Annotated in this window: 15 protein-coding genes and 1 pseudogene; 3 read left to right on the top strand and 13 right to left on the bottom strand. The window is 66.9% G+C overall.

All coding sequences use genetic code 11. The features are described from left to right. Positions 1 to 285 precede the first annotated feature (285 nt). A complete protein-coding gene (locus tag M6G65_RS14590) occupies positions 286 to 897 on the bottom strand; it encodes a class I SAM-dependent methyltransferase (RefSeq protein ID WP_250104098.1) in 612 nt (203 codons plus the stop codon). An 846-nt stretch (positions 898 to 1,743) separates the two neighbouring features. Between M6G65_RS14590 and M6G65_RS14585 the strand changes: the two genes are divergently transcribed. Beyond that, the gene (locus tag M6G65_RS14585) at positions 1,744 to 3,747 is read left to right on the top strand and encodes a putative bifunctional diguanylate cyclase/phosphodiesterase (RefSeq protein ID WP_250104097.1); all 2,004 of its coding nucleotides are present in this window, start codon (positions 1,744 to 1,746) and stop codon (positions 3,745 to 3,747) included. A gap of 25 nt (positions 3,748 to 3,772) precedes the next feature. Here M6G65_RS14585 and M6G65_RS33735 read toward each other — a convergent pair whose 3' ends face one another. The 12 genes from M6G65_RS33735 to M6G65_RS14530 all read right to left on the bottom strand — a co-directional run bounded on the left by M6G65_RS33735 (position 3,773) and on the right by M6G65_RS14530 (position 18,318). Next, positions 3,773 to 4,387, bottom strand: a complete 615-nt coding sequence (locus M6G65_RS33735; RefSeq protein WP_308445233.1) for a PAS domain-containing protein — start codon at positions 4,385 to 4,387, stop codon at positions 3,773 to 3,775. Positions 4,388 to 4,638: 251 nt separating this feature from the next. After that, complete coding sequence (locus M6G65_RS14575; protein ID WP_238199479.1) at positions 4,639 to 7,080, bottom strand: PAS domain S-box protein; 2,442 nt, start codon at positions 7,078 to 7,080, stop codon at positions 4,639 to 4,641. 127 nt (positions 7,081 to 7,207) lie between these two features. Next, positions 7,208 to 7,468 carry a response regulator gene (locus M6G65_RS14570; protein ID WP_250104096.1) on the bottom strand — a complete coding sequence of 87 codons (261 nt, stop codon included), beginning with the start codon at positions 7,466 to 7,468 and terminating at the stop codon, positions 7,208 to 7,210. Between the two features lie 168 nt (positions 7,469 to 7,636). Continuing rightward, entirely contained in the window at positions 7,637 to 11,203 is a 3,567-nt protein-coding gene (locus M6G65_RS14565; protein WP_430929576.1) for a PAS domain S-box protein, read from the bottom strand. A gap of 8 nt (positions 11,204 to 11,211) precedes the next feature. After that, entirely contained in the window at positions 11,212 to 12,021 is an 810-nt protein-coding gene (locus tag M6G65_RS14560; protein ID WP_250104094.1) for a Crp/Fnr family transcriptional regulator, read from the bottom strand. A 168-nt stretch (positions 12,022 to 12,189) separates the two neighbouring features. Continuing rightward, the gene (locus M6G65_RS14555) at positions 12,190 to 13,359 is read right to left on the bottom strand and encodes a hybrid sensor histidine kinase/response regulator (protein WP_250104093.1); all 1,170 of its coding nucleotides are present in this window, start codon (positions 13,357 to 13,359) and stop codon (positions 12,190 to 12,192) included. Between the two features lie 8 nt (positions 13,360 to 13,367). After that, positions 13,368 to 13,793 carry a response regulator gene (locus M6G65_RS14550; protein WP_250104092.1) on the bottom strand — a complete coding sequence of 142 codons (426 nt, stop codon included), beginning with the start codon at positions 13,791 to 13,793 and terminating at the stop codon, positions 13,368 to 13,370. After that, entirely contained in the window at positions 13,777 to 14,949 is a 1,173-nt protein-coding gene (locus M6G65_RS14545; protein WP_250104091.1) for a sensor histidine kinase, read from the bottom strand. The genes M6G65_RS14550 and M6G65_RS14545 overlap by 17 nt, the downstream gene beginning before the upstream one ends. A 522-nt stretch (positions 14,950 to 15,471) precedes the next feature. Further along, the gene (locus M6G65_RS33470; protein ID WP_283214908.1) at positions 15,472 to 15,600 is read right to left on the bottom strand and encodes a hypothetical protein; all 129 of its coding nucleotides are present in this window, start codon (positions 15,598 to 15,600) and stop codon (positions 15,472 to 15,474) included. Between the two features lie 500 nt (positions 15,601 to 16,100). After that, positions 16,101 to 17,159, bottom strand: coding sequence for an NrfD/PsrC family molybdoenzyme membrane anchor subunit (gene nrfD, locus M6G65_RS14540; RefSeq protein WP_238199485.1), 1,059 nt, complete (start codon positions 17,157 to 17,159; stop codon positions 16,101 to 16,103). Beyond that, complete coding sequence (locus tag M6G65_RS14535; protein ID WP_238199486.1) at positions 17,156 to 18,064, bottom strand: 4Fe-4S dicluster domain-containing protein; 909 nt, start codon at positions 18,062 to 18,064, stop codon at positions 17,156 to 17,158. The genes nrfD and M6G65_RS14535 overlap by 4 nt, the downstream gene beginning before the upstream one ends. Before the next feature lie 14 nt (positions 18,065 to 18,078). Continuing rightward, a complete protein-coding gene (locus M6G65_RS14530) occupies positions 18,079 to 18,318 on the bottom strand; it encodes a hypothetical protein (RefSeq protein ID WP_238199487.1) in 240 nt (79 codons plus the stop codon). Between the two features lie 202 nt (positions 18,319 to 18,520). Between M6G65_RS14530 and fdh the strand changes: the two are divergent. Together fdh and M6G65_RS14520 are read left to right on the top strand one after the other, a co-directional pair. Further along, positions 18,521 to 21,735, top strand: a pseudogene (gene fdh, locus M6G65_RS14525) (formate dehydrogenase). Next, the gene (locus M6G65_RS14520; RefSeq protein ID WP_238199490.1) at positions 21,732 to 22,043 is read left to right on the top strand and encodes a hypothetical protein; all 312 of its coding nucleotides are present in this window, start codon (positions 21,732 to 21,734) and stop codon (positions 22,041 to 22,043) included. The pseudogene fdh and the gene M6G65_RS14520 overlap by 4 nt, the downstream one beginning before the upstream one ends. The last annotated feature ends 166 nt before the right edge of the window (positions 22,044 to 22,209 follow it).

Here is a 22,209-nt window from a genome sequence, read left to right as displayed (position 1 = left end):
GGGCCATAGCCTCACGGGGAGCGTCTAGGTCAGCAGCCCAAGTGGCGGAAGCCGCCAAAACGGACGCAACTAGCGTGGCCGCACCCCGGATCAGCATCTGGCTCCTCGCCGTTTACAGCTGAGGCGGCATCTGCCTTGCTCTGCCTTGACAGGCGGTTAAGCGGACTGTGGGATCTGAGACCTTAGATAGCCTCGTTCAGATCGCGGCATTCAGCCTTTCGGAGCGAGAACCGGCTTCCAGTCGGTGGGATCTACCCCGCATGATGTCCGCGTTACATCGGCCCTCTAGACACGTTCGACCTCAAGGTAGCCGATGACGCCCGCGGCGTCCTCTGTGTAGGTCGTCTTTCGGACTTCTGCCGGCACAAGGTTCTGCGCGAAGCGCTCAATTTCATCACGGGAGCGGTACAGGAGGTACCAATCCATGAACACTTCCATATAGGCCTCTTCCGGGACGCCCCAGAGGAAGTTCGGGATGAGGAGGCGTCCCCCGTCATTGAGGTGATCAAAGAGGATGCGCGTGAGGCGTGCCGCGACCTTGGCGTCCAAGTAGTCATAGAGACCAGCGGCATAGATAAAATCAAAGCGCCCCAGGCTCGACTTGCCTGAAAGAATGTTCCTGACGGTAACCTGCTTCGCCTCGATCGCATCAGTAATCGACGTACGGTATCCGTCAACTACCGAAAGGCTCGTCTTGTCTTGGTCGGTTGCGAGCAAACGCCCGACGCGTCCCTCTTTCAAGGCGATGCTTAGCTCCGCCTCGCGAAGGTGGCCACTCGCGACGGCCAAAATTGCGGGCCGATCTTTACGCGCTGCTGTCTCGCCGATCTTTCTGGCCAAGATAGACCGGCGGTGACGCACGGCCTCGCAGGCGGTTACGTCGACGGTGAAGGCCATGACTGTGCGCCCGGCCTCTGTCGCAGCTTCCTGTGTGGGACGCGCAGCTGGATGGCGGTATACAAAATCTAGCAGCCCAGCATCTCCAGGGTATCCACGCGGTTTCGTAAAGGAATGGCGCGTGAATGGACACTCGTGCACGAGGTTAGCGAGAGCATGTGTGCGAGCAGCCGGCAGGACAGCTTCCCGCCATGCTCGGTCGCTAAACGTTCCTTTTAGCAAGCCAAGCAGATCGATGACGGCGCTCGTCAGCTGCGTGTAATTTCCAGGGATTGCAAGCGCGAGAAGATCGGTCAGAGCCCGACTCACGTCGTTCGCCACAATTGGATAGAGCGACTCGGGAAGCTCAACTAAGCTCTGACGGCCATCAATGCGTGATGGCTCGACCTGCCTGAGCGATGCGAAATCGTGCAAGCGGTCACGCTCACGAGACAGTGGAAGTAGCCCGCCCGACATGCTCAACCGCCCTTAGCCTCAGACGCCGGAACGCATCCGCGTCTAATGGTTAAGCTTAACGAATGGTTAAGTTTTGTCCAGGGGGTTGCTCATCCGCTCGTGAGCGCAGGAACTTCGTGCTTGTAAGCGGCAGACTGCACGGCGATGAGGGTCTTTCCTCTTTGGAAGGGCGGTGGGCGGCAGCCATGCACCAGCGAGCGGTCTGCTGGTCGCTCCGAGCAATGCACGCCTAGCTTGTCGCGCCAGCAAATTAGGGGCGGGTCAGCCACAGCTTTGGGATGCGCGCAGCGAGCGCCCGGAACTAGAACCGCGCGGCGCGCCGACGTGCCCAGCATTAAGAGTTTCGGGACCCCACGAGTGGTAACGGTGCCGCGTGAGGCTGGGTGCACGATGAGTACCGCAACGCTTGATCTGCTTGATTGTGAACTCGGCAAGCGTTGGTTTCAGCGCCGCTCGCCGGCTCTACACACGACCTTCAAGGCGCAGCACGCACAGGCTCTGCGCGAGGAGATGGGCAAAGCGTGCCTGGTTGTGGGCCTGCTCTACGTCGCGTTCGGCGCGATGGACGCACTCCTCATCCGTGACATGCTCCCGTACCTACTAGCGCTGCGCCTTGTGGTCGGCGGATGCTATGTCACTGCAATCATGCTGCAGGTCCGACGCGGCGTCGGCACGCGCATCCTCGAGCTTCAATGCTCGCTCGGCATCTACGTTGGCTTCGCAGCGTGGCTCTACCTTGCGGCACAAAGCTCCGATGAAACAGCGATCCTCTACTATGCCGGCTACGGCCTGATCTTTATGTTGGTCGCCAACCTGTTCTTTGATTTCAGCTTCACCTTTGCCCTGCTCTCATCAGGTCTCATAACGGCGACCTTCCTGCTTTGGTCCACCGAGTGGACCAACAACATGTCTTATATTACATGTTTTGGTTCGCTATACGTTTTGAGCTTTCTGCTCACAGCATTTCTAAATTTCAAATACAATCGTGAACGCTATCGTGTGCATTTGAACGCCTGCCGAGCCGAGCTGCGGCAACGAGAAGTCGTACTCCGCGGGGAAGAGTTGTTCCGGTTATCCACGACCGACGCTCTAACGGGCCTGGCGAACCGGCGCGCCATCGACGGCGTGCTACAGGAACTCTGGATGGCCAACAGGAACTCGGGCCAAGCGTTCGGTATAATCCTGATCGACGTCGACTTCTTCAAGCTGTACAACGACCGATACGGACATCAGCAGGGGGACCGCTGCCTTGCCGCACTGGGTGAGGCGATGCGCGGTGCGGCTAGCCCAAGGCAATACGCGCTTGGCCGCTTCGGCGGTGAGGAGTTCGCGGCGCTATTTCCCGCTCAATCGGCCGAGCAGGTTCTCGCATTCGCTGAGGAACTTCGCAAAACCGTCGAGGCATTGCAAATTCCGCATCCGGCGCGGCGGGATCTGCTCTCGAACGTTACGGTAAGCATCGGAGCGGCCTTCTCGGCTGATGTCGAGGCGGACAAGCCCGAACGCACGGTGACTGCAGCTGACCTCGCTTTATACGTCGCAAAGGAAGAGGGTCGCGATAGGGCGAGAATTTTTAACGCGCGCATGCTGCACGGCGCTGAAAGCGATGATCTCAATGCCGAAATGCTGCGGTCTGCCGTCGTAGATGGCCGCATCTCCGCGGTCTTTCAGCCCATCGCCGATGTCTCGTCCGGCCGCATCTGGGCTGCGGAAGCCCTTATGCGGCTTAAGGATGCTGAGGGTCGCGCGATCTCGCCGGATACGTTCATTCCTGTCGCCGAGCGCACAGGAGTCATTCTCGAAATGGGCGCTTGGATCTTGCGCGAGGCCTGCGACCTCCTTGCGAGGGAGCCAGCCCTACCAATCGCCAGCGTGAATATTTCCGCGCGACAGATTGCTGATCCAAACTTCGTAAGCTCCGTTGAAGCCATCGTCCTCGCTGCCGGCATCGCGCCGTCACGCCTTGCCCTGGAGATCACCGAAAGCGGGGAAATCAGCGGCAACCCGGAAGTCGCCCGGTTGATGGATCGGCTTTCCGCTGCCGGAATTCGTGTTTGGCTGGATGACTTTGGGACGGGTTTTGCGGGTCTCACATGCCTCAGTGAGCTGCGCTTTGACATGGTGAAAATCGATCGGTTCTTCGTACAGAGCTGTGACACGCCACGCGGAGCAAAGTTGCTCAAAAACATCATCGATTTGGTTGGAAACTGCGCTCAAAGACCCATCGCCGAGGGGGTTGAAGAGGCGCAACAGATTGAACTTGTAGCGTCCTTCGGCGTGGATCTTTTTCAAGGCTATCATCTTGGTAGACCTATGTCGCGGCATGAACTTAAATTGAGATTGTCGGATACCTCAAACTCAGACTGTTTGCCAAATAAGCGGCTTAGTGCTTGAGCTGCGGCCTGAATTCTAGAATCTTTCAAGACATGATGACTCGATCAAAACATCGAGAGCGGCCACCAAGTCGATCGGGCGAGCACGATTGGAGTTGTGAAAGCTGGTCGATGAAGGAGATCAGCACCGGCAGCACGTCCGTGACGACCTGGAGCTCGTCGCGGACGCGGCGGGTCTCGCCCTCCCGTGCCGTAGACTCGGTGCGGTCGCGCAGGATCTTGAGGAAGCCAAGGTCCGAGCCGCCGCGGCCGCGCAGCGGCATCAGCTCGCCGCTGGCCCAGAGGCGGGAGCCGTCCTTGCGCAGGTGCCAGCGCTCGTCGGACGCGCGCCCGGCCTCGGCGGCGCGCCGCATCTCACTGGCGGGCTGCCCCACCGCTCGGTCCTCGGGCGTGAAGAAGGTCCCGGTCGGCAGACCGAGCATCTCGGCGGCGGACCAGCCCAGGATGCGTTCCGCCCCCGGGTTCCAGGACGTGACCCTGCCGTCCCGGTCCGAGGTGATGATGGCGAAATCGACCGCGCTGTCGAAGACCGCCTCGTAATGGCCGGCCTGAGGCGAGGTGCCCCCGCCACGAAGGCGCGCCACCTCCGCCTCCAGCTCGCGTTCGCGCCGCCGGAGCCGCTCGATCTTGGGCTCACTCACGGACGCGCTCCCTCCTTGGTAGAAGGCGGCTCCGGACGAGTGGCCGTTGGGAGGGCGGGCGAGAGCGTGATCAAACCGGGTGACCGACTGGGGTGGACGGAAGCATCCCGCCCGCCGAGATAGGACGAACGGGCTCGGACGGCAGCGGAGACGTAGGCCATGCCCATCCCGCTCCGCAATCATGTACCGTAGCGGTCGGCGCGGGTGTCGCACCCGCGGCCTGCCGACGCTTCAGACCGCGCGGTCCGGGCTCAGCCGAACGTCAGCGCGGAGCGCTCCCGCAAGGCCCTGCGGAGCGCCCTGCTGAGGTCGGCGACCGAGTAAGGCTTGCCCAGCAGCGGAAAGCCATCGGTGCCTTCGGAGGCCAGGACGTGGCTGTACCCGGAGGTCAACACGACCGGGAGGTAAGGCCAGCGCCGCCGGATCTCCCGGGCGAGATCCACCCCGTTCATACCGGGCATCACCACGTCGGAGAACACGACCTCGAACCGCTGTCCCGACGCCTCGATCTCGGCGAGGGCGGACCGCGCGTCCTTCACCCAGGCGGCATTGTACCCGAGTTCCATCAGGGCTTGGGTCGCGAAGGCGCCGACCTCCGCGTTGTCCTCAACGACCAGGACCGGAGTGCCGTGTCCCTCGGCGAGCGGTCCCGGATCGTCCCGCACGGGTTCCCGCGCCTCGGCGTCGGCGGAGCGCGGGAGGAACAGGGTGAAGGTGGTCCCGACGCCGACATCGCTGTCGACCCCGACGTCGCCACCCGACTGCTTGGCGAAGCCGAACACTTGGCTCAGGCCGAGCCCGGTGCCGTGCCCGACGCCCTTCGTCGTGAAGAAGGGCTCGAAGATGCGTTCGAGCAGGTCGGCCTCGATGCCGGCTCCGGTGTCCGAGACCGAAACCGCCACGAAGTCGCCCGGCAGGGCCGGATGCGAGCGCAGGGCCGGAATGCGGTCGGCGCGCCTGACCGCGATGCGCAGGCGGCCCTCGCCCTGCATCGCGTCGCGGGCATTCACGACCAGGTTCACAAGCGCCGTATCGAACTGGCTTGGATCGGCGTCGACGTGGCAGGACACCCTCCTGCCGGCGCCATCGACCCCGGCGTCCGTGTCGGTCTCGACCTGGATGCGGGCGCCGGTCAGGGTGCCGACCATGTCGGCGATGGCGGACACCGACTGGGCGACGTCGAAGACCGCGGGGCGCAGCGCCTGCCGGCGCGCGAATGCCAGCAACTGGCTGGTCAGCTTGGCGGCTCGGTCGACCGTGTCGGAGATGGCGTCGACGTAGCGGACCCGGCGTTCCTCACTCAGGCTCGGTCGCTTCAGCAGGTCGGTCGACGACTTGATGACGGTAAGCAGGTTGTTGAAATCGTGCGCGACGCCCCCGGTGAGCTGCCCGACCGCCTCCATTTTCTGGGACTGGCGCAGCTGCTCCTCCAGGGCCCGGCGCTCGGTCACGTCCCGGCCGGTGGCGTGGAAGCGGTCCCCCTGCGGGATGGCGTTCCAGGAAATCCAGCGATGTCCGCCGTCCGCGGTCCTGAACCGCACGTCTAGGTCGGAGAGAGGTTGACCGGCACTCAGCGTTTCGAAGGCGTGCGTCGCGGCCTCTCGGTCGTCGGCGTGCACGAGGGTGTCGATCCGGCTGCCGACGAGGCTGCCGGCCGTCCAGCCGAGCGTCTCCGCCCAGGCCGGGTTGACCGCGCGGACGGTTCCGTCGAGGCCGCAGGCGACGAGGAGGTCGCGGTTCGTCCTCCAGACCAAGTCGCGCTCAACCAGATGATCGCGGTCCCGTGCTTCCCGCCGCTCCTCATCCTCCTGCCTGGAGGTGGCGTCCTCGAACAGCACGGCGACCCGGTTCTGCGCTTGGCTGCCGATGCGCACTGCATGCACGTCGAACGCGCGCCCTAACCGTGATGCCACTCCCCTGAACCGGGCGTCGCGTCCCGTGCGGGCGACCTCGCCGTAAGTGTCGAACCAGTGCCGCTCAAGCTCCGGTTCGAGCTCGCGCATCCAGCGGCCCTCCGCGTTCGCGAGCCCGGACTGGCGCTCGAAGGCGGGGTTGACCTCGACAAAACGGTAATCCTCGGCCCTGCCTTCCGCGTCGAAGCGCATCTCGATGATGCAGAACCCGGCCTCGCCGTCCTCCAGCAGGCTGCGGAAGGAGGAGCCCCGCCGTACGGCGTGGCCCTCCTGCTCCCGAAAGCGCGTGAGGTCGAGTTGGCTGCCGAAGAAGAACAGGAGCTCGCCGTGCGGGCCGAAGACCGGGCTGACGTAGAGCTCGTTCACGAAGGTGCTGCCGTCGCGCCGGTAGTTCAGCAATTCAACGACGACGTCCCGCCGGGCGGCGATGGCCTTCCGGATTCGGGCCACGTGGGCTGGGTTGGTTTTCGCCCCCTGGAGGAAGCGGCAATTGCGCCCGATAAGTTCCTCGGCCGCGTAGCCGGAGAGCTCCAGGAAGGCGCGGTTGGCGAAGACGATGGGATTGTCGGGCAGGTTCGGGTCGGTGACGATCATCGCCATCCGGGTCTTGTCGGCGGCGGTGAACAACAAGTCCGGCCTCAGGGTCCCGACGCCGGCCTCGCTGGCGGTCGGGGGAGCGTCCGGTTCCCGACCGGCGCGCAGGCGGGAATTCTCCGCCATCAGCTCGCTCTCGCGTCGACGCAGCCGCTCGACCTCCCCCCGAAGATCCTCGATGCTCATGGCCCCGGTCCTTAACCGGCATCCATGCGGGGACCAACGCTTTGGAAGGCGCCGGAGCAGGCATGGGATGCGTCCTTTAGTCCGGTCACGAGCTCGTGCCGGTTGGCGGCGAGTAGCCTCGTCGGCCTCATCGGGGCACGGTCCTGGCCGCCACAGCGCGATTGACCGCGTCGCGGAGGCGGATCTCCAAGAACGGCCGCTCGACGAAGGGGACGTGGTCCGGCAATTCGCCCGGCCGCGGGGTCACCTGCGCCGACACGACGACGACGGCCACGTCCGGCCGGTGGCGGGTGACCTCGCGCGCGAGCGCCAGGCCATCCATCTGCCCCGGCATGCGCACGTCGGTCACCACCAGCATGACCTCGTCGCCGAGCCGTTCGAGCGCCACGGCCGACGTTGCCGGCCTCGACCACTGCGTAGCCCTCCGCTTCGAGGAGGTCGCGGACCTCCAGGCGGAACAGCATCTCGTCCTCGACCACCAGGGCGGTCTTCGCGTTCGGGGCATCGGTCATGGCAAGCGGCAACGGCCCGCCCGACCCTTTGTTGCTCCGCACGGTCAAACGACCGCCTGGAAGTCGGCCAACGACGCCTCGATGATGCAGACCACGCCCTCCGGACGGTAGTCGAGGGAGAGGCTGGCGTTGACCTGCGCGGTCAGCCCGCGCTCGATCAGCCGTGACCCGAACCCTTTTCGCGATGGCGGTACGACAGACGGGCCGCCGCGCTCGGTCCACGCGATGCGCAGCCGCGGCGCGTCATCCGGCCCGACCAGCGAGGCCGTCACCGCCACCGCCCCGTCGGGCACCGACAGCGAGCCGTACTTGACCGCGTTCGTGGTCAACTCGTGCAGCGTAAGGGCCAGGGACAGCGCGGCCTTGCCGCCGATCTCGACGTCCGGCCCCTCGAACGCGACGCGCCGACCAGCCGATTCCTGCACGCCGACGCCTTCGCGGACCACCGCCGCCAGGGATGCGCTCTCGGCGGCGCCGCCGAGGAGCACGTCGTGTGCCTTTCCGAGCGCGACCAGACGGCTGCCCAGGACCTCGCGAGCGGCGTCCATGTCGGTGGCGCCGCGCAACGTCGAGGCGGCGATGGCCTGCACCATCGCCAGCAGGTTCTTCATGCGGTGCGAGAGTTCCTGATTGAGCAGGTCCTGCCGCTCCTCGGCACGACGTCGGACGTCGATGTCGGCGACCGCCACGACGGCGCCGACGACTGTGCCCGCATCGTCGCACATCGGTACGCCGACGATCTCGATCCAGACCAGGGTGCCGTCGCCGCGTTGGTATTGGCATTCGAGCGCCGCGTGTTCTGCACCCTCGCGGATGATCCGGCTCAACGGGTACTCGTGCGGCTCGACGCGCCGTCCGTCCTCGTGGAAGGCGACCCACTCCCCGTAGCTCTCGGCGTCAGGCGAGGGCAGCACCGGGTGGCGGAAAATCTCCTCCAGCCGGCGATTGCCGCCGACGATGCGGCCCGATGGAGCTTCCGCGAACAGGATGCCCACCGGTACGGTATCGAGGACCGCCCGAAGCGACGCCTCGCTTGCCTGCAGGGCCTGCCGGGCAAGGCGCTGATCCGTCAGGTCGCGGGTGACCGTGCCGTAGCCGAGCAACGCGCCAGGGCGATCGCGGACCGGGAAGATGTTGTAATGGACGGGTATGTCCGCGCCTGTGGCGAAGTTGCGGAAGTGCAGCTCGCCCTCCCAGAACCCGTCACGCCCGGCCGCGGGAAGGACATCCGCAAGGATCCGCTCGTGCTCATCGGGCACGAAGTAGTCGAGGATGCGGTTAGTCTGGGCCGCGGCAAGGTCGGGTAGCCCGACAAGCAGTCGGCCGGCCTCGTTGACGAAGTCGACCGTCCCGTCGGGCGCGGCGAGGCCGATGAAGTCACGCGACTGCTCGACGAGGGCGGCGAGCTTGCGCGCCTCCGCCTCCGCCCGGCGCTGGTCCTCGACGTCGACCAGCACGGTGACCGCGGCCTGGATCGTGCCGTCCGCGTCCCGCACGGGGCCGCTCGACACCTCAAGGCGCCGGACGAGGCCGGTGGCGACGTTGCGATAATGCATCTCCTCGGCTCGCACGGTCTCGCCGTGACGCAGGGCCCGCAGCGTCGGATAGTCACCCGGCTCGTAGCGGCGCCCGTCGGGATGCTGCGCGCCATATGAGACGTAGCGCGCGTCGCCCTCGGTCCCGAGCCCGTGCCCGAGGAGTTCCTCGGCCCTGGCATTGATGACCGAAGGCACCTCCGCCGTGGCGCCCGCAATGGAGATCCCGACTGGCGCCTGCTGGAAAACCGCGTGGAGCAGGCCGCGCTCCAGGGCGAACCGCCGCTCGCTCTCGCGCAGGGCGTCCTCCGCCTGCTTGCGGTCGCTCAGGTCAAGCATCGCGCCGATCATGCGCCTCGCCCGCCCTTCGGCGTCGCGGATGACGTAGCCGCAGTCGAGCACGTGCGCGTGGGAGCCGTCCGCACGGAGGAACCGATACTCCTCGGTCCACGCCGTGCCCGCGCCGTCGATGACCGCGTGGATCGAGGAATTGACGCGTGCGCGGTCCTCGGGATGGATATGCGCGATCCACCATTCGCCGGTCGGCTCGACCGTACCGGAGGCATGGCCGTAGGCTTCGTTGAGAGCCTCGTTCCACAGGACGTGGTTCGTCGCCAAGTCCCAGTCCCAGATTGTGTCATTGGTCGCCCGCGCGACGAGCCGGTAACGCTCCCGGCTTTCCTCCAACCGGGCGACGGCTTCCTTCTGCTCGGTCCGGTCTCGCAGGATCTTCACGAACCCGATGGCCGCGCCGGCGTCGTCGCGGAGCGCCATCATCTCGCCGTTCGCCCAGAAGCGCTCGCCGTCGCGGCGCAGGTGCCAGCGCTCGCCGATGCCGCGTCCGTTCTCCATGGCGGACCGCATCTCCTTGTCCGGGATGCCATCGCGCCGGTCCTCCGGCGTGAAGAACGCGTCGGCGGTCTCGCCGCACATCTCCTCGGGGTGCCAGCCCAGGATGCGCGTCGCGCCGGAGTTCCAGTCGGTGACGCGGCCTTCGAGGTCCAAGACGATGATGGCGTAGTCGTGCGCGCTGTCGAACACCGCCCGGCGACGATACTCGGTCCGCGATGCCTCGCTCCGGGCGGCGATCTCGCCCGCCTCGGCCAGGCCCGTGGCGACCGTCGCGGCGAAAACCGTGGCGGTCCTGAGGTCTTCCTCAGAGAATGCGGCGGGCAGGCTCGACTGCAGCTTCAGGACGCCGACCACGGTGCCGCCGCGGCGCACCGGGACCAGAAGGCAGGAGCGCAGGCGCAGGCTCTCCAGCACGTCCCGCTTCGCCCGCGGGTCTTGGAGGACATCCGGGACGAGGAGCGGGACGCTCTCCCTGAGGCAAGCGCCGGCGAGGCTCCCCTGGACTGGGAGACGTAGACCGAGATGCGGCGCAAGGTTGTCGGTGACCGCGCGATAGACGAGATCCTCGCCGTCGCGCATTTCGACCGCCCCGGCCTCCGCTGCCGGCACGGCACGCATGGCGCCGGCCAGCACCGCCCTGAAACTCGCGTCGAGATCGCCTCCGGTCGCCACGACCGCGGCGAGGGTCTCGGCGACCGCCGCACGCTGGCGCTCGCCTCGGTCCCGCTCGCCCAGGGCGCGGCGGAGCACCAATTGGTTCATCACCTGTCGCGCGAGGCGCTCAAGGTCCTCGACCTGGGCCGGTGTCAGCCCACGCGGGCGCGGGGCGTGGTCGATTACGCAGAGGCTTCCCAGGACTTCGCCTTCGGGGGTCCGCAGCGGCGCGCCGGCGTAGAAGCGCAGGTGCGGCTCGCCGGTCACCAAGGGGTTGGCGCAGGTGCGCGGGTCCAGCGTGAGGTCCGGGATCTGCAGCACGCCCGGTTCGGTAAGGACGAACTTGCACACCGAGCGGTCGAGGTCGGTTTCGCAGGGCGGGAAGCCTGCGCGAGCCTTAAACCACTGCCGGTCGCGGTCGACCAGGCTGACCAGCGCCACCGGCGCGGCGCAGAGGCGGCGGGCCAAATGGACGATGTCGCCGAAGCCGCGTTCGGGCGGCGTATCGAGGATGCCGAATGCCGCGAGCGCGGAAAGCCGCGCGTCCTCCTCGATCCGGGCAACGGGCATGACTTGGTTCACGGGCTCCCCTCCCGCACGACCGTCGATGGCGGCCGGAGCCTCTCGGGCTCGGCGACGTCGACGGCGATGATCCGCCCGCCAGGTGCGTAAACGGCCCCCATCACCTCCTCGAAGTGCCGTCGCACGGTGGCATGGCACTCGCAGGCCCCGGCCTCGGCGCGGATCCGGTCCGGCAGCGTGATGCGCCCGTGTCCAATGGCGATCAGGCCTTCGCGCTGCATGCGGCCGAGCACCTCGGTCAGGTACGCCCGTCTCACGCCGAGCATATCGGCCAGGAGTTCGTGGGTGACCGGCAGCTCGGCGGTGCCGATCCGGTCCTGAAGGGTCAGGAGCCAACGCAGGCAACGCCGTTCGATGGTATGGGCAGCGTTGCAGGCCACCGATTGCAGCACCTGCGCCAAGAGGCAGTCGGCGTAGCGCACGAACAGGTCGCGAATGCCCTTGGACACGTGCTTGGCCTCGGACAGACGTGCGGCATCGATCCGGATGACTGAGCCACCGACCTGGACGACCGCCTGCCCGAACGCCGGAAGGTAACCGTGGCTGACGACGCCACCCATGGCGCCCTCCCGGCCTATCGTCGCGGTCTCAACCGACTTCCCGTCGACGAGCGGCACCACCAGCGTGACGACGCAGCGTTGGACGGGGAAAGTGACGTGGCTGACGTCGTCGCCGGCGCGAAACAGCACGTCGCCGCGACTGACCTCGCGACGTTCGACGTGTGGGGCCAGCAAGGCGCGGTCCGTCGCGTCGAGGGCTTCGAGCAGCAGGTTGCCGTCGATGGAAGGCAAATTTCTGGCGTTCACGGGAGTGGTCCGGGCCGGCGCGGCAGAATTGTCCAGTAGCGGACTTCCGTGCGCGAAGATGTCCGATATCTGACAACTGGCGACGAAGTGAACGCCACGGCGCAGGTTTTCGGGCGTCAGTCGCCTCGACCGATGCCGGTTGGCGACGGGCGGTGCCCGCCGGTGGGGTCAGGTGACCGCCGTGACCGACGACACCGGCTTGGACAAGGCGGGGGCCGGCAGCCGAAACCGGAAGGTCGTCCCACGGTCGATGACGCTCGTCACGGTCAGCACGCCCCCCTGGCGCTCGACGAGGTCCCGACAGAGCAACAGGCCAAGCCCGCTCCCACGCTCGCCGGCGGTGCCGTTCGTTGTCGTCCGCCTGTCTAGCCGGAACAGGTCATCGACCTTGCCCGGCGGCATGCCGACGCCGGTGTCCGTCACCGAGATCTCGACCTCGTCAGCGTCGCTCCGACCCGACACCGTGACGGTCCCGCCCGGCAGCGTGAACTTGACCGCGTTGCTCACGAGGTTGCGCAGCACCGTGGCGAGCATGTCCCGCTGTGCCCGAACGACGACCCGGTCGCACGTCACTACCAGGCCGATCCCCTTATCGGCGGCAGCCTCGGACGCACCCTGCATCACCTCGGCGGCAAGGGCGTCGAGGACGACGTCGGTCAGGGCCACCGCCATCGTGTCCATCTGCAGGCTCGCCCAGGAGAACAGGCTTTCGAGCAGGTCATAGGCCTGCGTCGCCGCCTCGTGGATGCCCTTCGCCCGGCGCTCGACGGACGCGGGGTCGCGCGCTGCGACGGCCTTGCCCAACACCTCCGACAATCCGAGCAGCGCCTGGAAAGGATTGCGTAAGTCGTGCGCGATGATCGAGAACAGGAGGGACTTCTGCCGGTTCAACGTGTCGAGTTCGAGCGACTTCGCCTCCGCCTCGCGCCGCGCCGCGGCGAGCTCCGCCTGGAAGGCTTGTCGGGCCTCGGCGTAGCGGATCGCACGGGCCAGGCCGGAGGGCGTGACCTCGGCCTTGTCCAGGTAGTCCAGCGCCCCCGCCCGCATCAGCCGGGTCGCGAGGTCCGGGTCGGCCTCGCCGGTCAGCATCAGCACCGCCCGCGCCTGCCCCTCGGCCGCCAGCAGCGTCCTGAGCAGCGCGAACGTGTCGATGCCCGGCAGCCGGTAATCGAGCAGCACGCAGTCGAAGGTTTCCTCCGCGGCGAGGCGCAGGCCCTCGTCGCCTCCCGACGCCTCCGTCAGCGTGTGCTTAAGGCCGGACTTGGCTAGCGCCCGGCGCACGGCCGCCCGGTCGACGGCGTCATCGCCGATTAGAAGGATGCGGGTCGGGGTCGTCACGGGGTCGGCTACGCCGGGAACTCCACGACCTTCCAGTAATGCTCCAGCAGCGCGACCGCCTCCATGAAGGTGTTGGCCGGGTCGCGCTTGACGATGTACCCGGCGACGTTGTGCCCGTAGGCGCGCATCCGGTCCTCGTCGGCCTTCGACGTGGTGATCATGAACACCACCGCCGAGCGCAGATCCTCGTCGGCGCGCACGGCTTCCAGGAACTCGATGCCGTTCATGCGCGGCATATTCAGGTCGAGCAGGATCAGGTGCGGTTTTGGCAGGCGCTCGCGGCCGTTCTCGCCGCGCAGGATTTCCAGCGCCTCGATGCCGTCGCGGGCGACCGTGATCGGGTTGCCGATCTTGCTCTTCTTGAAGGCGCGCTTCAGCCCCTGGACGTCAACCTCATCGTCGCCGACCAGCAGGATGTTAACCGTCGAACCCATCCGTCCGCCCCTTCCCGCCGTCGCGCGGCCACGTGAAATGCACCGCCAGCCCGCGGCCGTTCGGTCCGTCCGCGAGCCAGACCTTGCCGCCCTGCCGGTCGACCAGCTTGCGCACGATGGCGAGCCCCATGCCGCTGCCCTCGACCTCGTCGCGAGGCTTGAGCGTCTGGAACATGCCGAACACGCGCTCGCGGAACTGCTCGGGGATGCCCGGACCGTCGTCGGTCACGACGAACTCGACCGCGTCCCCCGTCGGCTTGGCCTCGACCAAGATGTGCCCCTCGGCCGGCCGGTCGTGGTGCTTGATGGCGTTGCCGATGAGGTTCTGCAAGGCTTGGGTGAGCGGTGCCCGGGCGGCCTGGAGGGTCGGGAGGGAGGTATCCCCCGTGATGGTGAACCCTTCCTGCGGGCTGACGAGGACGGCGAGTTCCTCGACGAGCGCCTTCGTGTCGATCTTGTCGATGGTAGCCTCCCCACGACCCGCCCGCGAGTAGGCCAGGAGGTCGCCGAGCAGGCTGTCGAGCCGACGTACCCGGCTTTTCAGCAACTCCATGTTCGTCAGGACGTCGCCGGTCAGCGAACCTTCGAGGTCCTCCTCGATCCATCCAACGAGGTTCTCGATGCCGCGAAGCGGCGCCTTGAGGTCGTGTGAGGCGACGTAGGCGAACTGCTCCAACTCCTCGTTGGAGCGGCGCAGGTCGATGGCATGCCGGGCGAGCCGGCGTTCCATCCCCTTGCGCTCGGTGATGTCGGTGTTGGTCCCGAACCAGCGCAGGATGCGTCCGTCCGGACCGCGATGCGGTTGTGCCAGCGATAGAAACCAGCGGTACTCGCCGTCGACCCCGCGGAGCGGGAAAGTATCCTTCCAAGGCTCGCCGGTCCGGAATGCCTCGCTGATGCGCGCGACGACGCGCTCGACGTGGTCGGGGTGGTGGACGTCGCGCCAGCCCCATCCACGCATCTGCTCGATGGTGGTGCCCGTGTAGTCGTACCAACGGCGGTTATACCAAATGATGTCGCCGTTTGGCTCGGCGACCCAGGCCATCTGCGGTAGCGCGTCAGCGAGCGCGCGAAAATCGTCCGCCGTCAGGTTCGCGGCTCGCTCCACCCAGCTCTCCTTCGCCGAGGCGGCGGGTGGGATGGGGAAGAAGGACACTTCCCGCTCCGGAACCGGCGCGGGCGCCAAGTGGGACCGGAAAGCGGCGGCGGCAAGGCCTGCCGGTCCCTGAGCGAATTGACCGTCATTGGTCGCGTCGGCATCTCCATGTCGAGGGACTTGGCATTACCAGGCAACGAAGTGACTAGACTGGATGCGCGTCGGGACACGCGTCTTGATGCGCCGCCTGTTGGACGAAGCCGTCGGGCGTGAGGTCCATGCCGATGCCCTGGCGGACTTGGCGGTGCGCAGGCCGCTGGACGTGCACGTTCCGACGTTGCGTGCGCTGGCTCATAGCCAGCGCATCCGTGCCGTGGAGTTGCGCGGCTCGGCGGCTGCCCTCTCCATCTGCAAGGGCCAAGCGCACAGTCCGCCCAGGACTGACGGACGCCTGTCAGGGCTCGGGCAGGCCGACCATGGCTTGGCCCACGCGCAGACTCGAAAAGGTCGTGGAATGGGCGGCAGTCACGCTTGATGCAGCAACGGCAAGGCCGCTCGGAAGCCGGGCGGCCTTGCTTTACTCTAGGTTGCTACTGTGCGGAACTTTGAGGACTGAAAGCGGATCTTTGGCTCGGCTATCACCGAGTTGATTAGTAGCACCGCGGTACGCAGCAAGGCGGTGGTGTTGGTGATTTTGATCGCCAGGTTCACGGCGTGATCCGCGTTGCCGTCATAGGGAATTTTTGCCCGCCGGGGGCCACCGTGTCGGATCGAGCTTAAGCTCAGGGCATCGGAAAGCGTCCGCTAACCTGCTGCTTGCGCTCCGAAGCGGACCAGCCGCTTTCGGCCAGAGTGCGTCACGCCGGATCGCCATCACGCGCAAAACCGGACATTCGGCTTCGCGCCCATTGCGGCTTACTCAGCCGACTCGGCGCTCTCCCGCAAAGCGGATATCGAGCAGCGCAGGTTACAGGCAGTCTCGAAAATCTGCCGGTCTTCTCGGCGTGTCGACTGTCTCGGCGGTTTACGCCGCCTGAGACAATCTGGGCGGATCGAGGTCACCTGCCACCTGACGGCGCGCTGGGATGTGGCCGAAGTCGACCTGTCATAGCCGCTCATGCTGCGGCTTGGGCGATAGCGGGCGATGTGAGAACAGGCGCCGATCCGTTTTGGCGTTGCCAGACCAACGTTGCTCAGCAGGGCTTAGCCACTCACGGGGGTAAGTTCTCTGGCTGGCTGAAGCGGAAGCTCACGTTCGGATCCTCGGCGGATTGGTCGCCCGCCGCCATGATCGATACGCGCAGGGCCGCGGCACCCGCCAGCGTGGCGACTGCCGCCAGCGCGGTCACCGGACGCGGTAATCCCCGGCGGGTGAGGAGCGAGGCCGCGAGGATTCCAAGCGGTAGGGCGGTCCCGAGCAACGTGGCTCCCAGGTGCTCCACCTGTCCAGCCTTCCCCCTCAGTGCGCCCGCGACGCCCGCGCGCCGGTAGGTTGCGTGCGAGATCGCAGCGCCCACTAGCTCGACGGCGAGCGCCGCTGCGGCCGTGCCTTCCAGCGCCCGGCGGCGGTCCGGTTCCGGCTCGGTCAGCGCCAGGGCAGAGGCCGCCGAGGCCATCGACGAGGCACCGAAGCGCATGGCGAGGCTTTGCGGGGCCGCCGCCCAGAGGGGCGTCGAGGTCGCCGAGAGGAGCGAGGCCGTGTAGGTCGAGAGACCCAAGCCGGTGAGCGCCGCCGGTACCTGGGCGGCTCGGGCGAGGCCGTTCAGGCCCCGTGCCCGGGGCCAGAGGTCGGTGCCGAGTTGCGCGGCCGCGGCGAGGCCCGCGGCGCCGGAAAAGCCCATCAGGATCCAGGTGCCGATCGACATCGGCGAGGTGTGCTTGGCCACGCGCAGCATGTTGTAGAAGCGCTTCGGCGTGTGCAGGTCGTAGATCAGCAGCGGCGCCCCGAGGATGGGGCCGAGCAGCGCAAGGTAGCGCCCCCGGCGGACGAGGGGCCTCGCCGCAGCGCCTTGCCGGAGGTCGGCCAAGGCGGCGATCACCGCGGACGAGCCCGACAGGCCGGCGAGGAAGATATAGCCCCCCACCACCGGATTCTCGAAGGGCGAGGCCTTGAGCTGCGCCCGGCCATAATAGGTCGGCCCAGTCCAGCCGGCCCGGTTCGGCCGGCCGTGCACCGAGGGCGGCTCGGTGGCTCGGTGAGGAACGCGCGGCGCGTCCTCGGGCCCGTCCTGCGTGGCAGCAGCCGCGTCCGGGCTGATCGTGGCGGTCACGCGCGCCTCCCCGGCTGCGGCGCGAACAGGAAGGCGCTCGCCAGCGCCAGGGCGGCCACCGTGGCGAGACCGGTGGCGAGGCTCGGCGCCACCCGGTTGGCGGGCCGGGTCGGGGCGGCCGGCAGGTTATAGACCTCCGGCCGGTCGATCAGCAGGAAGAAGGCGTTGAGGTGCCCGAGCCCGCCGGTCGCTCCCGGAGCGTCGGGGGTACCATACAGGTAGGCGCTCTCGACGCCGATGCCGTGCAGGTGCTCCACCCGCTCTGCCGCTCGGGCCTGTAGGTCCGACAGCTCGCCGAATTGGATCGAGTCGGTCGGGCAGGACTTGGCGCAGGCCGGCTCCAGGCCGCCCTTGAGGCGGTCGTAACAGAGGGTGCACTTGTGCGCCTTGCCGTCCACCGTGCTGACGTCGACCACGCCGAACGGGCAGGCGGGCACGCAGTAGCCGCAGCCATTGCAGATATCCTGCTGGACCACGACCGTGTCGAACTCGGTCTTGAACAGAGCCCCAGTTGGGCAGGCTTCCAAGCAGGGGGCGTTATGGCAGTGCTTGCACACGTCGCTCATCATCAGCCAGCCGGACTGGAACTTCTGGTCCAGGCCGTCCCGGAGGCCGTGGGTGCCCGACTTTTCGACGAAGGCCACGTGCCGCCAGCTGTTGGCCGAGAGGGCACCGGTGTTGTCGAAACTCTGGCCGGTGAGCCCGACATTGTCGGCCGGGAGGTTGTTCCACTCCTTGCAGGCGACCTCGCAGGCCTTGCAGCCGATGCAGACCGTGGTGTCGGTGAAGAAGCCGTAGGACCGCCCCGGCTCGATCCGCACGCCGGCGGTGAGCTCGGACTCGTCGGGGATCACGTGATCCAGGGTGGAGTAGGCGTGCTCGAGGGCACGGGGGTGCATGTTCATCAGCGGACGCCTCCTCAGCGGGCTGGGGAGTGCGGGAGGAGGGTGACCGAGCGGGCCACGAGTCCGATCAGGTTGCGAGCGGGCTCGTAGATCACGCGCACCCGCGCTTGGCGGGCCTGAAGGGGCGCGAGCTGCGCCGGCTCGGCCGCGGCGTTGCGGTCCAGCAGGAACAGGTGCGCGATCCCGTTGTCGTCCGTGAGCTGGAAGCGGCTCTCCTGGACGATGGTGACCACACCCTCTTTAACATACGTCAAAGCTCGTCCCCGGATGCGGCCGTTGCAGGCTGGAATCGCTCGCAACTGCCCCGACAACTCGACTACCGGGCGGAAGGTTCAGAGCCGCGCCGGGCTCACCTTAGATCAGACGGCAGGGTTACTTGCGCGACCGGTCCGAGCCGGGAACAAAACGAACGCTCACCCGACTTACCGGCACGAAGGCCGAGCAACGGGTGGCACCATGGCGACGATCCGCAGGCGTTTGTCGGAGAGGGTGGCAGGTTTCGTGCGGGACTGGTCGCTCCCCCGCCAGCTCGCTGGGCAGAGTGTCATGTCCGAGGCGGCCCGGAGCACGACCTCGGCGAACCTGCGCCCGCGCTTGGAGGAGGCCGACCGGATCGGCACCAGCGTCTGCCCGTTCTGCGCAGTGGGCTGCGGCCAGCTGATCTACGCCAAGAACGGCAAGCCGATCCACGTGGAGGGCGACCCGCGCAGCCCGATCAATCAGGGGACCCTGTGCCCGAAGGGTGCCGGGACGCTGGGCATGCTGCTCTCCCCGGAGCGGATCAGTGACGTGCTCTATCGCGCCCCCTATTCAGACCGCTGGGAGAAGCGGCCGCTGGCCTGGGCGATGGAGCGCATCGCCCAGCTCACCAAGCAGGTCCGCGACGAGACCTTCGCCGAGACCCTGCCTGACGGCCGGATCATCAATCATACGTTGGGCCTGGGCTCCCTCGGGGGTGCCACCATGGACAACGAGGAGAACTACCTCATCAAGAAGCTGTTCGGCGGCGGCCTCGGGATGGTGAACATCGAGAACCAGGCGCGCATCTGACACTCGTCCTCGGTGCCCAGTCTGGGCACCACCTTCGGGCGCGGCGCCGCCACCATGGCGCTGTGGGACCTCGCCAATTCCGACTGCATTATCGAGATGGGCTCCAACATCGCGGAGAACCATCCGGTGGGTTTCCGCTTCGTCGTGGAGGCCCAACGCCGCGGCGCGACCGTCATCCACATCGACCCGCGCTTCACCCGCACCAGCGCGCTCGCCGACATCTACGCGCCGATTCGCTCGGGCAGCGACATCGCGTTCCTCGGGGGGATGATCCGCCACATCCTGGAAAACGACTTGTGGTTCCGGGATTTCGCCCTGGTCTACACGAACATCAGTCACATCATCGAGGAGGGCTACGGCGACCCTGAGCAGAACGAGGGCCTGTTCTCTGGCTACGACCCGGTGGCCGGGACCTACTCGCAGGACACGTGGCAATACGCCGGCAAGACCGTGCCCTCGCCCGTGGCTGAGCACCGGGTGCAGTCCCAGGAAGGCGCGTCGAACGAGGGCGAAGCCTTCGAGAGCATGACCCGGTCGCCGCCGGCGCAGGACCCGACCCTGCAGCACCCGAACTGCGTCTACCAGATCATGAAGCGCCATTACGCGCGCTACACGCCCGAGATGGTCGAGCGGGTGACAGGTTGCCCGAAGGACTTGTTCGTCCGGATCACCGAGATCTTCGCGAAGAACTCGGGGCGGGAGAAGACCGGGGCCTTCACCTACGCGGTGGGCTGGACGCACCATTCCACCGGCGTCCAGATCATCCGGGCGGCAAGCATCATCCAGGGCCTGCTCGGCAATATCGGGCGCCCGGGCGGCGGCATCATGGCGCTGCGCGGCCATGTCAGCATTCAGGGCTCCACCGACATCCCAACGCTCTACAACATGCTGCCGACCTACCTGCCGCAGCCGAACGTCTTCCACGACCACGCCACCCTGGACCGGTATCTCAAGACCGAAACGCCGCCCACGGGCTGGTGGTCGAACATGCCGAAATACGTGATCAGCCTGCTGAAGGCTTGGTACGGGGAGGCCGCGACGGCCGGTAATGAGTGGGGCTACCAGTTTCTGCCCAAGCTCACCGGCGACGCCTCCCAGGAGCCGATGACCATGGCGATGTCGGACCGGGTCGTGAAGGGGCAATTCATCCTGGGCCAGAACCCGGCCGTAGGAGCGGTGAACTCCGAACTCGTGGAGCGCGGCTTCGCCAATCTCGAATGGATGGTCGTGCGCGACTTTGCCATGACAGAGACCGCCAATTTCTGGCAGCAGGGCCACCGCGTCCGCAAGGGCGAGGTCCGGCCCGAAGAGATCGGCACCGAGATGTTTTTCCTGCCCGCTGCCATGCCGGGGGAGAAGGACGGGTCGGTGACCAACACGAGCCGCCTCGTCCAGTGGCACGACGTGGTCTGTGAGGCGCCGGCGACAGCCGCTCGGACCTCTGGTTCATCGTCCATCTCGGGCGCCGACTGAAGGAGCTGTACCGGGATTCCACCGAGCCGAAGGACCGGGCGATCCAGGCGCTGACCTGGGGTTACGAACTCAAGGGCGAGAAGCAGGAGCCCGACGCTGAGGCAGTGCTGCGCGAGATCAACGGTCGGACCGTCGCGGACGGGCGCCAGGTGCCAGACTATCGCCAGCTTAAGGACGACGGCTCCACCGCCTGCGGCGGCTGGATGTATTGCGGCATCTTCCCGGAGGCGGGGAAGAACCTCTCCCGCTCGCGCCGGCCGGACGGACCGGGCGAGTCCGGTGCCCATCTCGGTTGGGCCTGGACCTGGCCACTCAATCGCCGGACGCTCTACAATCGAGCCTCCGCGGACCCCGCCGGGAAGCCCTGGTCGGAGCGCAAGAAGATGATCTGGTGGGACGAGGCGCAGGCCAAATGGACCGGTGACGATGTGCCGGACTTCGTGGCCGACAAGCGACCCGATTACCGCCCGGACTGGTCGAAGCACCCCCACGGCATGGACGCGCTCGGCGGTGACGACCCGTTCATCATGGAGGCGGATGGCAAGTGCGCGCTGTTCGTGCCGACCGGCTTGAAGGACGGCCCGCTGCCGACGCATTACGAGCCGATCGAGAGCCCGGTCCGGAACCCGCTCTACCCGAAGCAGCAGCGCAATCCGACCGCGAAGCTCTGGGGACGTCCCGGCAACGAACTCCACGCCACCGCCGACCCGCGCTTCCCATACATCTTCACCACCTTCCGCCTGACCGAGATGCATTGTGGCGGCATCGCCACCCGGGTGATGCCGCACACGGCGGAGCTGCAGCCCGAGGCCTTTGTGGAGATTTCGCCGGAGCTCGCCGCGAATCTCGGAATCGACCATCTCGGCTGGACCGTGATCTCCACCCTGCGGGGTGAGGTCGAGGTCCGCGCCATGGTGACGGAGCGGCTCAAGCCGTTCCGCATCGACGGCCGAGTGGTCCACCAGATCGGGATGCCCTGGGTCTACGGGTGGCAGGGCTACGCGCGGGGCGACGTCGCCAATGTGCTGCTCGCGATCACGGGTGATGCCAACACCAGCATCCACACCACCAAGGCGATCACCTGCAACATTCGGCCTGGCCGCAAAGCCCGTCCGGACGTGCTCCGGCAGCGGGAGGCGGTGTCGTGAGCGCCGCCCCCGGACAGGAATGCGGGCGCCGGGCGCTCTCAGCCCTCGACACAGTGCTGGCGCGCAAGCCCCAGAGGGATGACGACAAGCTCTCGGAAGCCACGGCCGACTTGACGAAGTTCCGCGACGCGATCATCGCCGAGCGGCGCGGCGGCGGCATCCAAAGTGCAGAGGAGCGGCAGCACTTAGCGCACCTGAACGCGGTGCTCAGCGTCGTCCTTGGGGTGCATTTCCCTCTCGGAGAAACGCCGTGGGACGAGCTTCAGAGGGCGCGGAGTTGGCTCTCTGATCTCGTCAAGGAGGCATAGGCTGTCGGATTTGACCGTGGACCCGAGCAGGGCCGCCGCTGAGCACTTACGTCCGAGTCGAAGCCGCCCATGCCAAAAGACCATTCCAGTTGCTGATTCCCAAGTGTTCCGGGATGGGCACGTCCGCTCTCTGCCCTGAGTTGTTCAGAAGCGGACCGGCCGCTTT

Source organism: Methylobacterium tardum, from assembly GCF_023546765.1.
Lineage (GTDB): Bacteria > Pseudomonadota > Alphaproteobacteria > Rhizobiales > Beijerinckiaceae > Methylobacterium > Methylobacterium tardum.
Note: the sequence above shows the minus strand (reverse complement) of the source record. Positions and strands in the feature narration are given on the sequence as shown.

Bases quoted from the DNA above. Each gene is read 5' to 3' on its own strand.
- M6G65_RS14565 (WP_430929576.1), bottom strand. From the start codon at position 11,203: ATGCCCGTTGCCCGGATCGAGGAGGACGCGCGGCTTTCCGCGCTCGCG.
- M6G65_RS14550 (WP_250104092.1), bottom strand. From the start codon at position 13,793: ATGGGTTCGACGGTTAACATCCTGCTGGTCGGCGACGATGAGGTTGAC.
- M6G65_RS14535 (WP_238199486.1), bottom strand. From the start codon at position 18,064: ATGAACATGCACCCCCGTGCCCTCGAGCACGCCTACTCCACCCTGGAT.
- M6G65_RS14575 (WP_238199479.1), bottom strand. From the start codon at position 7,080: ATGAGCATCGAGGATCTTCGGGGGGAGGTCGAGCGGCTGCGTCGACGC.
- M6G65_RS14590 (WP_250104098.1), bottom strand. From the start codon at position 897: ATGGCCTTCACCGTCGACGTAACCGCCTGCGAGGCCGTGCGTCACCGC.
- M6G65_RS14585 (WP_250104097.1), top strand. From the start codon at position 1,744: ATGAGTACCGCAACGCTTGATCTGCTTGATTGTGAACTCGGCAAGCGT.